12 protein-coding genes are annotated in these 15,260 nt (G+C 46.8%); 11 read left to right on the forward strand and 1 reads right to left on the reverse strand.

Going from position 1 to position 15,260, the window contains the following annotated elements; translation table 11 throughout:
* The 7 genes from SporoP37_RS14285 to pyrE are packed head-to-tail and all read left to right on the forward strand — an operon-like array spanning window position 1 to window position 8,591.
* Window positions 1–1,278 carry a dihydroorotase gene (locus tag SporoP37_RS14285; protein WP_085431305.1) on the forward strand — a complete coding sequence of 426 codons (1,278 nt, stop codon included), beginning with the start codon at window positions 1–3 and terminating at the stop codon, window positions 1,276–1,278.
* Window positions 1,278–2,378, forward strand: coding sequence for a carbamoyl phosphate synthase small subunit (locus tag SporoP37_RS14290; protein WP_085431820.1), 1,101 nt, complete (start codon window positions 1,278–1,280; stop codon window positions 2,376–2,378). Before SporoP37_RS14285 ends, SporoP37_RS14290 begins: the two co-directional genes overlap by 1 nt.
* Window positions 2,371–5,568, forward strand: coding sequence for a carbamoyl-phosphate synthase large subunit (gene carB / locus SporoP37_RS14295; RefSeq protein WP_081244308.1), 3,198 nt, complete (start codon window positions 2,371–2,373; stop codon window positions 5,566–5,568). Before SporoP37_RS14290 ends, carB begins: the two co-directional genes overlap by 8 nt.
* The gene (locus SporoP37_RS14300; protein ID WP_081244309.1) at window positions 5,565–6,344 is read left to right on the forward strand and encodes a dihydroorotate dehydrogenase electron transfer subunit; all 780 of its coding nucleotides are present in this window, start codon (window positions 5,565–5,567) and stop codon (window positions 6,342–6,344) included. The genes carB and SporoP37_RS14300 overlap by 4 nt, the downstream gene beginning before the upstream one ends.
* The gene (locus SporoP37_RS14305) at window positions 6,341–7,255 is read left to right on the forward strand and encodes a dihydroorotate dehydrogenase (protein ID WP_081244310.1); all 915 of its coding nucleotides are present in this window, start codon (window positions 6,341–6,343) and stop codon (window positions 7,253–7,255) included. Before SporoP37_RS14300 ends, SporoP37_RS14305 begins: the two co-directional genes overlap by 4 nt.
* Window positions 7,252–7,965: an orotidine-5'-phosphate decarboxylase gene (gene pyrF, locus SporoP37_RS14310; RefSeq protein WP_085431306.1), complete on the forward strand. Its 714-nt coding sequence runs from the start codon at window positions 7,252–7,254 to the stop codon at window positions 7,963–7,965. Before SporoP37_RS14305 ends, pyrF begins: the two co-directional genes overlap by 4 nt.
* A complete protein-coding gene (pyrE, locus tag SporoP37_RS14315; protein WP_081244312.1) occupies window positions 7,962–8,591 on the forward strand; it encodes an orotate phosphoribosyltransferase in 630 nt (209 codons plus the stop codon). Before pyrF ends, pyrE begins: the two co-directional genes overlap by 4 nt.
* Window positions 8,592–8,671: 80 nt before the next feature.
* Here the strand turns inward: pyrE and SporoP37_RS14320 are convergent, their stop codons facing one another.
* On the reverse strand, window positions 8,672–10,354 hold the full coding sequence (locus tag SporoP37_RS14320; RefSeq protein ID WP_085431307.1) for an Rqc2 family fibronectin-binding protein: 1,683 nt from the start codon (window positions 10,352–10,354) through the stop codon (window positions 8,672–8,674).
* Between the two features lie 341 nt (window positions 10,355–10,695).
* On the opposite strand from SporoP37_RS14320, the gene gmk reads away from it, so the two are divergent.
* From gmk to priA, 4 genes are all read left to right on the forward strand, one after another.
* Complete coding sequence (gene gmk / locus SporoP37_RS14325) at window positions 10,696–11,313, forward strand: guanylate kinase (RefSeq protein ID WP_081244314.1); 618 nt, start codon at window positions 10,696–10,698, stop codon at window positions 11,311–11,313.
* Window positions 11,314–11,316: 3 nt separating this feature from the next.
* Window positions 11,317–11,541, forward strand: coding sequence for a DNA-directed RNA polymerase subunit omega (gene rpoZ, locus SporoP37_RS14330; protein WP_081244315.1), 225 nt, complete (start codon window positions 11,317–11,319; stop codon window positions 11,539–11,541).
* A 78-nt stretch (window positions 11,542–11,619) separates the two neighbouring features.
* Window positions 11,620–12,840 carry a bifunctional phosphopantothenoylcysteine decarboxylase/phosphopantothenate--cysteine ligase CoaBC gene (gene coaBC / locus SporoP37_RS14335; protein ID WP_085431308.1) on the forward strand — a complete coding sequence of 407 codons (1,221 nt, stop codon included), beginning with the start codon at window positions 11,620–11,622 and terminating at the stop codon, window positions 12,838–12,840.
* Window positions 12,830–15,238 (forward strand): primosomal protein N', encoded by a 2,409-nt coding sequence (gene priA, locus SporoP37_RS14340; RefSeq protein ID WP_085431309.1) that lies wholly within the window; start codon window positions 12,830–12,832, stop codon window positions 15,236–15,238. The genes coaBC and priA overlap by 11 nt, the downstream gene beginning before the upstream one ends.
* The last annotated feature ends 22 nt before the right edge of the window (window positions 15,239–15,260 follow it).

A 15,260-nucleotide genomic window follows, 5' to 3' on the forward strand; every position in this document is an offset into this window, starting at 1 on the left:
ATGAACACGTTAATTCAACAAGTGCAAATGGTCAATGAAGAAGGCGGAATGGTCGAAACGGATATCCGGATCCAAGACGGAAAAATTGCAGAAATCGGCAGCGGGCTGGCAACAGACGGCTGTGAAGTGATTGAAGGTAAAGGGCTTCTCGTATCACCTGGCTTCATCGATGTGCACGTACACTTACGCGAGCCGGGCGGCGAACATAAAGAAACAATCGAAACAGGTACATATGCAGCAGCAAAAGGCGGTTATACGACAATCTGTGCAATGCCCAACACACGCCCTGTACCCGATACAAAAGAAAATCTTGAAAAGATAAATACATTAATTGAAAACAATGCAAAAATCCGTGTGCTTCCTTATGCCTCTATTACGATTAGAGAAGCGGGAAAAGAACGCACAAATCTTTCTGAATTAAAAGAACATGGCGCCTTCGCTTTTACAGATGACGGAGTAGGGGTACAGGAGGCCGGCATGATGTATGAAGCAATGCAGGATGCTGCGGCAATCGACATGCCGATTGTTGCGCACTGTGAGGATAATACGTTAATCTACGGCGGCGCCATGCACGAAGGAAAGCGCAATAAAGAGCTGGGCTTGCCGGGAATTCCTTCTATTGCGGAATCCGTACATATCGCACGGGATATTCTGCTTGCGGAAGCAGCGGGCGCACATTACCACGTATGCCACGTCAGTACAAAGGAGTCTGTGCGCGCGATCCGAGATGCAAAAAAAGCAGGTATTCGTGTGACAGGAGAAGTCAGCCCGCACCACTTATTGCTGACAGAAGATGATGTGCCCGGTGACGATGCAGATTGGAAGATGAATCCGCCGCTTCGTTCCGTAGAGGACCGTGACGCACTGCGTGAAGGATTAATGGATGGCACACTGGATTGCATCGCGACAGATCATGCACCGCATACAGCGGATGAAAAGGCAGTCGGGATCGCAAAAGCACCATTCGGTATTACAGGGTTTGAAACAGCATTCCCGCTGCTATATACAAACTTCGTCAAGCCTGGTCATTGGACGCTGAAGCAATTGCTGGACTGGATGACAGTCAAGCCGGCAGAAGTTTTCAACTTGCCATACGGAAGACTTGAAGTGGGTGCTGAAGCGGATCTGGTATTGATTGATTTGGAAAAACAGCAGAAAATCGACCGTACGACATTTGTTTCAAAAGGGAAGAACACACCATTTGACGGCGTGGAGTGCGCGGGATGGCCTGCAATGACAATTTTCGGTGGAAACATCGTGTGGAAGGATGGTCAATGATGAAAAAAAGATACTTAGTATTAGAAGACGGCTCTATTTTTGAAGGTAAGGCATTTGGGGCAGACAGTGCTTCAGTGGGAGAGGCAGTATTTGCCACTGGAATGACAGGCTATCAAGAAACAATCTCCAACCCATCAGGATGCGGACAAATACTTGTCATGACATATCCGTTAATCGGTAACTACGGTATTAACCGGGATGACTATGAATCCATCGATCTGGCTATTAACGGCCTGGTTGTCAGAGAACTGGCGGACGAGCCTTCCAACTTCCGCAGCGGTATGACACTCGGTGACTTGCTTACGTTAAAAGGTATTCCGGGTATTCAGGAAATTGATACGCGCAAACTGACACGTCTGCTGCGTGAGAAAGGCGCACTGCGGGGGAAACTGACTGCTGCAGGAGAAGACGTCGATACAGATGCAACCGTTGCAGAGCTTCAGCAATACGAACTGCCAAAAGATTTGGTGGCAAAAGTATCCACGAAGCGTCCGTACCCGAGCCCGGGCTTGGGCAAACGCGTTGTAGCTATTGACTACGGCATCAAACACGGTATTTTACGCGAATTAAATAAAAAGGACTGCGACGTAATTGTCGTGCCTTACGATACATCAGCAAAACAAATTCAGGCATTATTTCCGGATGGAATTCTTCTGTCGAATGGCCCCGGCAACCCTGAAGATGTTGAAGGTGCAGTTGAAACTATTAAAGAATTGCTTGGCAAAAAACCGATCTTCGGCATTGGACTTGGCCATCAATTGCTCGCGCTTGCCTGCGGTGCCAAAACTGCAAAAATGACAAACAGCCATATCGGCGGAAATTACCCGGTAAAAGACCTGAACACAAACCGTACAGACCTGACATCTCAGAGCCATGGTTATGAAGTGCTGGAAGACTCTTTAGAAGGCACTGGCCTTGAAGTAACACATAGAGCCCTGAATGATAATTGCGTAGAAGGTCTTCGCAGCGAACAGCTGGAAGCATTCTCTGTACAATTCCATCCTGAAGCATCACCGGGACCTCAGGATTCCAGCTATTTGTTTGAACGTTTCATTCAATTAATGACTGCAAGCAACCGAAAGGAGAATACTAATGCCTAAACGTACTGATATTAAATCCATTCTTGTTATTGGTTCCGGCCCGATTGTTATTGGCCAAGCAGCAGAATTTGACTATGCAGGCACACAAGCATGTCTGTCACTGAAAGAAGAGGGGTACCGTGTCATTCTGATCAACTCTAACCCTGCCACTATCATGACAGATACGGAAATTGCCGACAAAGTTTATATTGAACCCATTACGCTGGAATTCGTCAGCCGCATCATCCGTAAAGAGCGTCCCGATGCATTGCTCGCTACACTTGGCGGACAAACTGGACTGAACATGGCAATTGAACTGCATGAATCAGGCATTCTTGATGAACTGGGAATTGAGATCCTTGGCACGAAGCTGGATGCCATTCATAAAGCAGAAGACCGCGACTTATTCCGTACATTGATGAATGAAATGGGAGAACCTGTTCCAGAAAGTGAAATCATCCATAATCTGGATGAGGCGTATGCGTTCGTCAATGAAATTGGCTATCCTGTCATCGTACGTCCTGCCTTCACATTAGGCGGAACCGGCGGAGGAATCTGCTACAACGATGAAGACTTGGAAGAAATCGTTGCGAGCGGGTTAAAATACAGCCCGGTTACACAATGTCTATTGGAAAAATCCATCGCGGGCTTCAAGGAAATTGAATATGAAGTAATGCGTGACTCAGCAGATAATGCAATTGTCGTATGTAATATGGAGAACGTCGATGCTGTGGGGATCCACACTGGTGATTCTATCGTAACGGCACCATGCCAGACGTTAACAGACCGTGAAAATCAGATGCTGCGCAATGTTTCATTGAATATTATTCGCAAACTGAAAATTGAAGGCGGCTGTAACGTACAGCTGGCGCTTGACCCGGACAGTTTTGATTATTACATCATTGAAGTGAATCCGCGTGTCAGCCGTTCGTCTGCTCTGGCATCCAAAGCGACGGGTTATCCAATCGCAAAACTTGCGGCAAAAATTGCTGTCGGTTTGACGCTTGATGAAATGATGAATCCTGTAACAGGCAATACATATGCCTGCTTTGAGCCGACACTTGACTATGTAGTAACGAAAATCCCGCGCTGGCCTTTCGATAAATTTGAATCGGCTAAGCGTAACCTTGGCACACAAATGAAGGCAACAGGCGAAGTCATGGCAATGGGCCGTACATTTGAAGAATCCATTATGAAAGCAGTCCGTTCATTGGAAACAGGTCAGTTTGATCTGTCACTTCCAGGGGGCGGTGAGATGTCAGATGAATGGATTGAAAAGCGTATCCGTAAAGCGGGGGACGAGCGTCTGTTCTTTATCGGCGAAGCATTGCGACGCGGTGTAACTATCGAAACATTGCACGAATGGAGCGCAATTGATTTATTCTTCCTGCGTAAATTCGACAATATCATTCGTTATGAAGAAACGCTGAAAGATCACCCATATGATTCGGCTGTTGCATACAAAGCAAAACGCCTCGGATTTGCAGATGTGACGATTGCGAAACTATGGAACACAACAGAACGTGAAGTATACAGCTGGAGAAAAGAACAGGAAATGACTCCTGTCTATAAAAAAGTCGATACATGTGCAGGGGAGTATGAGTCAGACACACCTTACTTCTACGGCACTTATGAAGAAGAAAATGAATCTATAAAAACAGATAAGAAGAGTGTGGTTGTATTAGGCTCAGGCCCGATCCGCATCGGTCAGGGCGTAGAGTTCGACTATGCCACAGTGCACTGTGTATGGGCAATCCAGGAAGCGGGATATGAAGCGATTATTGTAAACAACAATCCCGAAACCGTTTCAACGGACTTCTCCATCTCTGACAAGCTTTATTTTGAGCCGCTGACAATTGAAGATGTTATGCACATCATTGATCTCGAGCAGCCTGAAGGTGTTATTGTACAATTCGGCGGCCAGACTGCCATCAACTTGGCGGATGAACTGGAAGCACGCGGCGTAACGATTCTTGGAACTTCATTGGATGATATTGACCGTGCAGAAAACCGCGACAAGTTTGAGCGTGCGCTGCATGAAATCGGCGTACCCCAGCCGCTTGGAAAGACAGCACTGTCTGTCCCTGAAGCAGTTGTCATTGCAACTGAAATCGGGTATCCGGTTCTCGTGCGACCTTCATATGTACTTGGCGGACGCGCGATGGAAATCGTCTACCATGAAGAAGAATTGCTTCACTATATGGAGAACGCGGTAAAAGCGAGCCCTGAACATCCTGTACTGATTGACCGTTACTTGACGGGAACTGAAATCGAAGTGGATGCGATCTGTGACGGTGAAACGGTATTGATCCCGGGCATCATGGAACATATTGAACGCGCGGGTGTTCACTCCGGAGACTCGATTGCTGTGTATCCGCCGCAAAACCTGTCACAGTCGATGATTGAGACAATTACGGATTACACAACACGTTTAGCACTTGGATTAAATATCCGCGGGCTGTTGAATATCCAGTTCGTCATTTCAGAAGGCCAAGTATATGTCATTGAAGTCAATCCGCGTTCGAGCCGTACGGTGCCGTTCTTGAGTAAAATCACGAATATTCCGATGGCAAATGTGGCGACTCAATCTATTCTGGGCAAGTCGATTGCAGAACAAGGCTTTGCAGGAGGTCTGGCAGAAGCGCCGGCCGGAGTCTATGTAAAAGTGCCGGTATTCTCATTCGCCAAGCTTCGCCGTGTAGATATTACACTCGGACCCGAGATGAAATCAACAGGGGAAGTTATGGGGAAAGACAGCACTTTGGAAAAAGCCTTATACAAAGGCCTGGTGGCTGCGGGTATGGAAGTAAAAGAATATGGTACAGTCTTAATGACAGTATCTGACAAAGATAAAGAAGAAATCGTTGAAATAGCAAAGCGCTTCATTGACATCGGCTACCGCATTATGGCAACAGAAGGCACGGCTAAAGCACTTGAAGCCGAAAACATCGAAGTGAAAACCGTCGGTAAAATCGGCACAGAAGGTTTGACGCTGATCGATGTCATTCAAAAAGGACAGGCGCAGTTGGTCATCAATACACTGACTAAAGGGAAACAGCCTGCACGTGATGGTTTCAGAATCCGCCGGGAAACAGTGGAAAATGGCGTTCCTTGCTTAACGTCTATTGATACAGCAGCAGCCATGCTGTCTGTGATTGAATCGATGACGTTCCAGACGGAAGCAATGCCGCAGCCGCAGGTGGTTCAATGATCATCCAGGACTTGATGACCGTCGGATCGCAGCAGGAAATCGCGAAAAATATTTTTGAGATGAAGCTTACAGGCGAGCTGGTCGGAGAAATTACTTCTCCGGGCCAGTTTGTCCATATCCGCGTATCGGATTCATTTGAACCATTACTGAGACGCCCGATTTCAATAGCGGAAATTAATCCGGAACTAAATGAAATGACTATTATCTACCGGGCAGAAGGACGTGGAACTTCACTCCTGTCCGAAAAAAGAGAGGGAGACACGGTCAATGTGCTTGGCCCCCTTGGAAACGGTTTTCCGGTTGAAGAAACTGCAGCAGGGCAAACCGCTGTATTAATCGGCGGCGGAATCGGCGTGCCTCCATTGTATGAGTTGTCCAAACAGCTCACGGCAAAAGGTGTAAACTGCATCCACATTCTCGGCTTCGAGACTGACTCCGTCGTTTTCTATGAAGAAGAATTTGCATCATTGGGTGAAACGCATATCGCAACCGTAGACGGAAGTAACGGAACAAAAGGGTTTGTTACGAATGTGATGAGCGGATTATCTGACGACTTTGAAACATTTTACAGCTGCGGACCTATGCCGATGCTTGATGCAGTACAAAAAGCATATGTCCATAAAAAAGGATTTTTATCATTTGAACAGCGTATGGGCTGCGGTATAGGTGCTTGTTTCGCCTGTGTCTGCCATACGAATGAAAACGCTTCGGATAAAGCGTATGTCAAAGTATGTTCAGATGGTCCAGTATTTCCGGCAGGGGTGGTGCAGATATGAACAGACTGGCGATTACATTGCCGGGACTCGAATTGAAAAATCCAATCATGCCGGCATCCGGCTGTTTCGGTTTCGGTAAAGAGTACGGCAATCTATATGATCTTTCAAAGCTGGGCGCTATCATGATTAAAGCGACGACACAAGAAACACGTTACGGAAATCCGACACCGCGTGTTGCGGAGACGGCAGCCGGCATGCTGAATGCTATCGGGCTTCAAAATCCGGGATTACAAGGCGTGCTGGATAATGAACTTCCGTGGCTGGAGAAATTCGATGTGCCGATCATCGCGAATGTGGCGGGATCTGAAACTGCGGACTATGTGGAAGTGGCGAAAGAACTTTCAAAGGCGCCAAATGTCCATGCGTTAGAACTGAATATCTCCTGCCCAAACGTCAAATGCGGCGGCATTGCATTTGGAACAGATCCGGAAGTAGCGAAGCAATTAACAGCGGCTGTTAAGGCCGTTTCATCCGTCCCCGTATATGTGAAACTGTCGCCGAACGTCACTGATATTCAAGCGATGGCAGTGGCTGTGGAAGCGGGCGGGGCAGACGGTATTACTATGATCAATACATTGGTCGGTATGCGTCTGGACGAGAAGACAGGAAAGCCGGTCATTGCCAACAAAACCGGCGGATTATCCGGGCCAGCTGTGAAACCTGTGGCAATCCGCATGGTCTATGAAGTGAGCCAGGTCGTCAATATTCCGATCATTGGGATGGGCGGCGTCACTTGCGTCCAAGATGTCGTGGACTTTTTATCAGTCGGCGCCAGTGCAGTGGCGGTAGGGACTGCAAACTTCGTAGATCCGTTTGTCTGTCCTGCTATTATTGACCAGTTGCCTGCAAAATTGGATGAACTGGGAATAGACCATATTTCAGAATTGATCGGAAGGAGTCATCGCGTATGAACCGCTCCCCAATTATCGCGCTAGATTTTGATTCAGCTGAAAAAACATTCGACTTTCTGCAAGCATTTGATCACTCGGTCAATGTCAAAGTAGGAATGGAATTATATTATAAAGAAGGCCCCGCCATGATTGCACGATTGAAGGAAGAAGGATATTCCATCTTTCTGGACTTGAAATTGCATGACATTCCAAACACTGTGAAATCTGCGATGAAAGTTTTGGCTTCACTGGAAGTGGATATGGTCAACGTCCACGCGGCGGGAGGCAAGGCAATGATGGAAGCGGCATTAGAAGGCTTGGATGCAGGTACAGCGGCAGGTGCGCAGCGTCCTGCATTGCTTGCTGTTACCCAGCTGACATCTACCGACGAACGTCAGGTGAGGGAAGAGCAATTGATCAGTGTGCCGCTTCGAGAGTCTGTCGAACATTATGCAAAGTTGGCTTCATCTGCTCATTTGGATGGGGTTGTCTGCTCAGTGCAGGAAGCAAAAATTATTGAAGAAGTATGCGGCAAGGAGTTTTTCAAAGTAACGCCAGGTATCCGCCTTGCACAAGGCGATGTCCATGATCAGAAGCGCGTGGCGACCCCTGCAAAAGCATGGCAGGAAGGCTCGACACATATTGTCGTCGGCCGTGCCATCATAGGTGCCGTTAACCCGCTCGAAGCGTATCAAAAAGTTAACACATTGTGGGAGGGAATCACTTCATGAACAGAGAAAAAGAGACAGCACAAATCCTGCTCAATGTAGGTGCAGTAGCGCTAAATCCTGAAGAGCCGTTCACGTGGGCTTCCGGAATTCAATCACCGATCTACTGTGATAACCGCCTGACAATGGCAGATCCTGTAGGACGCAAAGAAATTGCAGAAGGTCTTGCGGCATTGATTCGCGTCCACTACCCTGAAGCTACAGTGATCGCAGGTACTGCAACTGCAGGTATCCCGCACGCTGCATGGGTGGCTGATATTTTAAAATTGCCGATGGTTTATATTCGCTCCACTGCAAAAGCGCATGGAAAAAGCCGTCAAATCGAAGGTAAAATCGAGCCGGACGCAAAAGCAGTTATTATTGAAGATTTGATTTCAACCGGCGGCAGCAGCTTGAACGCAGCGAATGCACTTCTTTCAGAAGGCGTAGAAGTGAGCGGCATTGTTTCGATTTTTACATACGAATTGCAAAAAGCGGATGAAAAATTTGCAGAAGCCAACCTTTCGTATCACAGCTTAACGAATTTCGCTGCGCTGGCAGAAGTGGCGAAAGAAGAAGGCGCGATTAAGGAAGAGTCTATGAAAGAATTGATGGACTGGCATACGAAACTTAAAGCAGGCACACTGTAAAAAAAAACGGTTCCCATGACGGGGACCGTTTTTTATTGGATAGAAAGATTAGAAGACCGATTAACTGTTCTCTCTCATTTTTATTTCCGCAGTTTCCGCACTAAATCTTCATCCGGCGTAACAAATACTGTTTTCTGTTCAAAGTAAATGACGAAGCCAGGTTTGGCGCCTGAAGGTTTCTTTACGTGACGGACTGCTGTGTAATCGACAGGTACAGAGGAGGACTCCCTTGCTTTACTGAAGTAAGCGGAAAGTCCCGCAGCTTCTTCAATCGTCTGTGCATCCGGTTCGGCGTCATGTATGACAACGTGGGAGCCGGGGATATCTTTCGTGTGCAGCCATATATGATCCCGGGCTGACAGTTTGAAAGTCAAATAATCATTTTGTTTATTATTTTTTCCGACGGAGATCGGGATGCCGGCAGACGATACGAATGATTCCGGCTTCGGCTTCTTCGCTTTGACTTTCTTTTTGCTTTTTCTTGCACGCATAAATCCGAGATCCACCAGTTCTTCACGTATTTCTTCTATATCAATGGGGGAAGCTTGGTACACTTGCTGTCTGACCATTTCGAAGTATTCAATATCGTCTTTAGTTTTTTCCAGCTGCTCTGCTATCCGGACGAGAGCTGTTTTAGCTTTTGAATAGCGTGAGAAATAGCGCTGCGCATTATCGATTGGCGATTTTCTCGGATCAAGCGGGATAGTGACAACGGTGCCTTGTTCATAGTAATTGTCCACCGTCACTTCTTTATCACCTTTTTGCAGCATATAACTGTTTGCTGTCAATAGTTCACCGTACAGCTTTAATGTATCAAGATCCTGTGCTGTTTCCTGTTCTTTTTGCAGTTTCTTCATTTTGTTTTCCAGTTTAGCAATTTCATTTGATAACCAGCGTTCCAGGTCGATTGCCTGCGATTTTACCCGTTCCCGTTCCGCGCGGGCAAAGTATACCTTATCAAGCAGGTCGCCCAGTGTGGAAAATGACTGTGCAGTACCTTCTGCGTGTGTAAGTTCCACCGCGGAAAATACGGTCTTTCTGTCATTTTCCACGACAGTCGGTTTCATTGATTCGGCAGAGAAGCTTTGCAGAAACGACTGCCAAATGCTGAATAAGGCTTGATTATCCAAACGGTACAGCAGTTCCGCCGCGGTCAGTGGAGAAAAACCGGAAAATCGGCGCACGATATCTTTTGGCTCTTGCAGTGTGCCCGCAATTTCGCTGAATTCAGTTTCTGTTACTTCAAAAGGATTCAATTTATCTTGCGGCGGTGCCGGAATATAAGGCTGTCCGGGTAATACGGTCCGATAACTGTTTACGGAAGGCGGCAAGTGTTTCATACTGTCGATGATCATATCACGCGATGCATCCAGTAAAATTAAATTACTGTGCCGGCCCATAATCTCAATGACCAGCTTCCGTTCAATCTGATCACCCAGTTCATTTCGCGCCTGGACACTAATAGTTACAATGCGGTCTGTTTCATGCTGTTTAATTGACGTAATCATTCCGCCTTCGAGCTGTTTTCGCAGCACCATGCAAAATAAAGGGGGCTCCTGCGGATTAGTTAATACCTCATCGGTCAGCTGCAGACGCGAAAAAGAAGGGTGCAGCGATACTAATAATTTATGATTTTTATTGTTGGCCCGGATCTGGAATATAATTTCCTGTGAGTTCGGCTGATGAATCTTCGAAATCCGGCCAGTCTTCAGTTGCTGCAGTTCGCTTACTATAGCTTTCGTAAATAAACCATCAAATGCCATACGGATTCCTCTTTCATTTCGTTTTGTTCCATTTTAGCACTCATCGTATGATTATGGTATAATATGAACAGATTGCACACATGGGCCTTTTCAGTTTAACGATAAAATTCAAGTAGTAAATTGACTTTCTTGTTAAAGTTCTATGTTTAGAAGCGTCTCCAGTTGATTGGAGCGTAAGGCGGCGACTCCCGGAGGATTAGCGTGAGTTCGAGACCCTGGACTGAACGAATTGAGGGAAGCGGCTCGGGCCACGCCCTCGGGAAAGCGTCCGCCTGAAGCGCAAATCAACGGCGCATCAGAGGTATGACGTGCGAATGAATACATATACAAAGAGGGATTACATGTACAAACATCGAGGACTCCTAATCGTCCTTTCTGGTCCATCCGGCGTCGGAAAGGGAACCGTTCGGAAAGAACTTTTCTCAAGCCCGGATACTAATTACGAATATTCCATATCCATGACCACCAGAAACCCGCGGGAAGGGGAAGTGGACGGCGTCGACTACTTCTTCCGCTCAAAAGAGGTATTTGAAGAAATGATCGGCGAAGGCAAACTGCTTGAATACGCAGAATACGTAGGAAACTACTATGGAACTCCGCTTGACTATGTCAACGCAACATTGGATGCAGGCCGCGATGTATTCCTGGAAATTGAAGTAGTCGGTGCAGCGCAAGTGCGTGAAAAAGTACCGAACGGCCTGTTCATTTTCCTTGCACCTCCAAGCTTAAGCGATCTGGAAACCCGTTTGATCGGAAGAGGTACAGAAGCATCTGACATTATTGCTGACCGTGTGTTAAAAGCGAGAGAAGAACTGGAAATGATGCACCTGTACGATTATGTAGTAGAAAACGACGAGGTCTCCAAAGCATGTGATCGGATCAATGCGATTGTTACGGCAGAGCATTGCAGAAGAGAACGTGTAGAAGAGAGATACTTACAAATGTTGGAGGGAGAATAAACTATGTTATATCCATCAGTTGATTCACTAAAAGGAAAAGTTGATTCTAAATATACACTCGTTACACTGGCAGCAAAACGCGCACGTGAAATGCAGGAAAAGAAAAACGAATTACTTGGCACGTACCGTTCGGTAAAAAGTGTCGGCAGATCCCTCGAAGAAGTAGCGGCAGGGATTCTGATCAATGAAAAAGCAGACGAATCCATTGTTTATGAAGATGAAGTATGATTTGAAATAAAAAACAACTCCCTAAGAATCCAACCGTTCTCAGGGAGTTTATTATTTTCGGAAAGGAAGAGAGTTTCCATGAAGATTGACAATAAAAACATTTTACTGTGCGTCACAGGCGGTATTGCGGTATACAAAGCAGTTGCACTTGTCAGCAAATTATCCCAGGCAGGCGCTAATGTAAAAGTGGTGATGACAGACTCAGCAAAAGAATTTGTACAGCCTTTATCTTTTCAAGTGATGTCCCGCAACGACGTATATTTCGATACGTTTGATGAAAAAGATTCCCGTGTCATTGCGCATATCGATCTGGCGGACTGGGCAGATCTGGTTGTGGTGGCACCTGCCACTGCCAATGTCATCGGCAAACTTGCTAATGGAATTGCTGACGATATGGTAACGACTATTTTACTCGCAACGGAAGCAGATGTATGGATAGCGCCGGCTATGAATGTGCATATGTATGACCATCCGGCTGTCGTCCGTAATATCGGACAGCTGCATAAAGACGGCTATCAGTTTATCGAACCGTCAGAAGGGTTTCTTGCGTGCGGTTACGTAGGCAAAGGGCGCCTGGAAGAGCCGGAACGAATCACTGAGCTGATCGGCAGCTATTTTACGGATGCTTCCAATCAGCCGCTGAAAGGCAAGAAAGTGGTTATTACAGCAGGGCCTACCCGTGAACGAATTGACCCTGTGCGTTATGTGTCTAATTTTTCCAGCGGGAAGATGGGCTACGCGATGGCGGCTGCGGCACAAAAACTTGGGGCCGAAACGGTACTGATTTCAGGGCCTGTAGAATTGGCGGTGCCTGCTGGCGTTCACGTGATTTATGTCGAAAGTGCAGCAGAAATGTTGGATGCCGTACTTGGCCAGTATGACGATGCATCTATAGTGGTGAAATCGGCGGCAGTTGCAGATTACCGGCCTAAAAATATACATGGCCAGAAAATGAAGAAAAAAGCCGGCGATGATGTGCTTGAACTTGAGCGGACAACGGATATATTGAAAACACTCGGTGAGCGTAAAGAGCAACAGTTACTCGTTGGCTTTGCGGCTGAAACGACAGACGTGATTGCCTATGGACAAAAGAAATTAGAATCTAAAAACCTTGACTATATTATCGTAAACGATGTGACCGATCCGGGTGGCGGGTTCGGAAGTGATACAAATGTTGTAACACTCCTTTCTAGAGAAGGAGATGTGACTCCTTTCTCCTCTATGCCGAAAGGTCAGCTGGCTGTGCGTTTATTTGAAACGATTATTCAGCAAGAAAGCAGTAAACTGCATGTTCGCTGAAGTCATTGTCGATGTAGCGGCTTATCCGATCGACCGACCGTTTGATTACGCCGTGCCTGCGGATTGGGAACATGTGATGGAGCCTGGTCTGCGGGTCAAAGTGCCGTTCGGTCCGAGAAAAGTTCTTGGCTACGTTACTGCGGTCAAAGAGGAAAGTGAACTGGATCACAATAAAATTAAACCAATCGCAGAAATTATAGATTTGGAGCCGGTTTTATCAGCAGAACTATTGGCTTTATCCAAATGGATGGCTACAGACACCATTGCTTATGAGATTGATGCGTTGCAAGTAATGCTGCCCGCAGCGATGCGGGCAAAGTATGAAAAGGTTTTGAGGGCAGTCAAACCGGAATTGCTGGATGATTCGTTCCGTGCATTTTTAGGAAATCGTCAGCAAGTGACTCTGAAAGCACTGCAAGATGCGAATTTATTAAATGAAGCAAAGAAATACAGTGAGCTGGGAATCGTCGATATCGACACAGCGATTCAGCAGAAAACGAAAATGAAAAAAGTGCGGATGATTCATATACCCGATGCGGAGCAGTTGCAGGGCGCACTGGAAGAGGCCCATCCGAATGCAAAAAAACAGCAGGAATTACTGCGCTGGCTATTGCTTCATCCGGCAGAATCGATCGAAGCAAGTGAAATTGTCAATGAATCCGGCGTGACGGCCGCTGTTTTGAAATCACTGGTGGATAAACAGGTTGTCGAACAGTCCTATATGGAAGTGTATCGTGAATTGGATACACCGAAAATGCAGGACAGCGGACAACCGGAACAGCTGACGGACGAGCAGCGGACTGCCCTGTCAGCAATCAGCGAAGCGAGCGACCGACAGATTCAGGAAACTTTTCTGCTGCACGGCATTACTGGAAGCGGCAAGACAGAGGTCTATTTACAGGCAATTGACCATGTGCTGACACAAGGAAAAGAAGCAATTGTGCTTGTTCCGGAAATTTCATTGACTCCGCAGATGACAGCCCGTTTTAAAGGACGGTTCGGCGAGCTGGTGGCGGTTTTGCACAGCGGATTGTCGTCCGGCGAGAAATATGATGAATGGCGCCGGATCCACCGGGGCGAAGTGAAAGTGGCAATCGGTGCACGTTCTGCCGTATTTGCGCCCTTTACGAATTTAGGATTGCTGATTTTAGATGAAGAACATGAATCTACTTATAAACAAGAAGAATCACCCAGATATCATGCGCGGGATGTAGCTATTTGGCGTGCTCAGCACTATAACTGCCCGGTCATTTTAGGCAGTGCGACGCCTTCATTGGAGTCTTATGCACGTGCTGTGAAAGGTGTTTATACGTTATTGACGCTGTCAAAGCGGGCGAAAAATCAGGCACTGCCAAGCGTTGAAGTCGTGGATATGCGGGAAGAGCTGAAGACGGGGAACCGTTCGATGTTTTCAACTGCATTGGCGGAAGGCATTCGCGAACGGCTGGCACGCAAGGAACAAATTGTGCTTTTGCTCAATAAACGCGGCTTCTCCAGTTTTGTGCTTTGCCGTGATTGCGGGACTGTAGTGGAATGTCCGAATTGTGATATTTCATTGACCTACCACCGCGCGAGTGAAAGTTTGAAATGCCATTATTGCGGTCATGAAGAACCGGTGCCGCTTGAATGCCCTGAATGTACGAGTGAGCACATTCGTTTTTTCGGAACCGGTACACAAAAAGCGCAGGAAGAACTGTATAAATTGGTGCCAGAAGCACGCGTCATTCGCATGGATGTCGATACGACAAATACAAAAGGCGCACATGAACGTCTGCTTTATGATTTTGGTGAAGGCAAAGCAGATATTCTCCTCGGAACACAGATGATTGCAAAAGGACTGGATTTTCCGCGCATTACACTCGTCGGCGTTTTAGCGGCTGATACATCTCTTCACCTCGCAGATTTCCGGGCAGCAGAAAAAACATTTCAGCTGCTGACGCAGGTGAGCGGCCGGGCCGGACGTGATCAGCTGCCTGGAGAAGTGGTCATTCAGACATATGACCCTGAACATTATGCGATAGAGCTGTCTAAAACACAGAATTACGTACCATTTTATGAACTGGAAATGGAACGAAGACGGCAGCTCGGCTATCCGCCTTATTATTACGTAACGGTTGTACAGTTCAGTCATGAAGATGTATTGAAAGCGGCGGACTACGCACATAAAGGAACCGCGTTTCTGTCTGAGCACCTGTCGCCAGGCACTGTGATCATTGGACCGACGGCTGCTGCCATCAGCCGCCTCAACAATAGATATCGCTACCAAAGTTTGATAAAATACAAACAGGAACCTGCACTGATTCCAACACTGCAGCAACTGTTGAAACATTATAAAACGAGCTGGGCAAAAGACGGGTTAATTATGTCTATAAACCGTGAGCCGACAGCAATTTTTTAACTTTTACAACGCAGAAATGAGG

The organism is Sporosarcina sp. P37, from assembly GCF_002109365.1.
In the GTDB taxonomy this organism is placed as follows: Bacteria; Bacillota; Bacilli; order Bacillales_A; family Planococcaceae; genus Sporosarcina.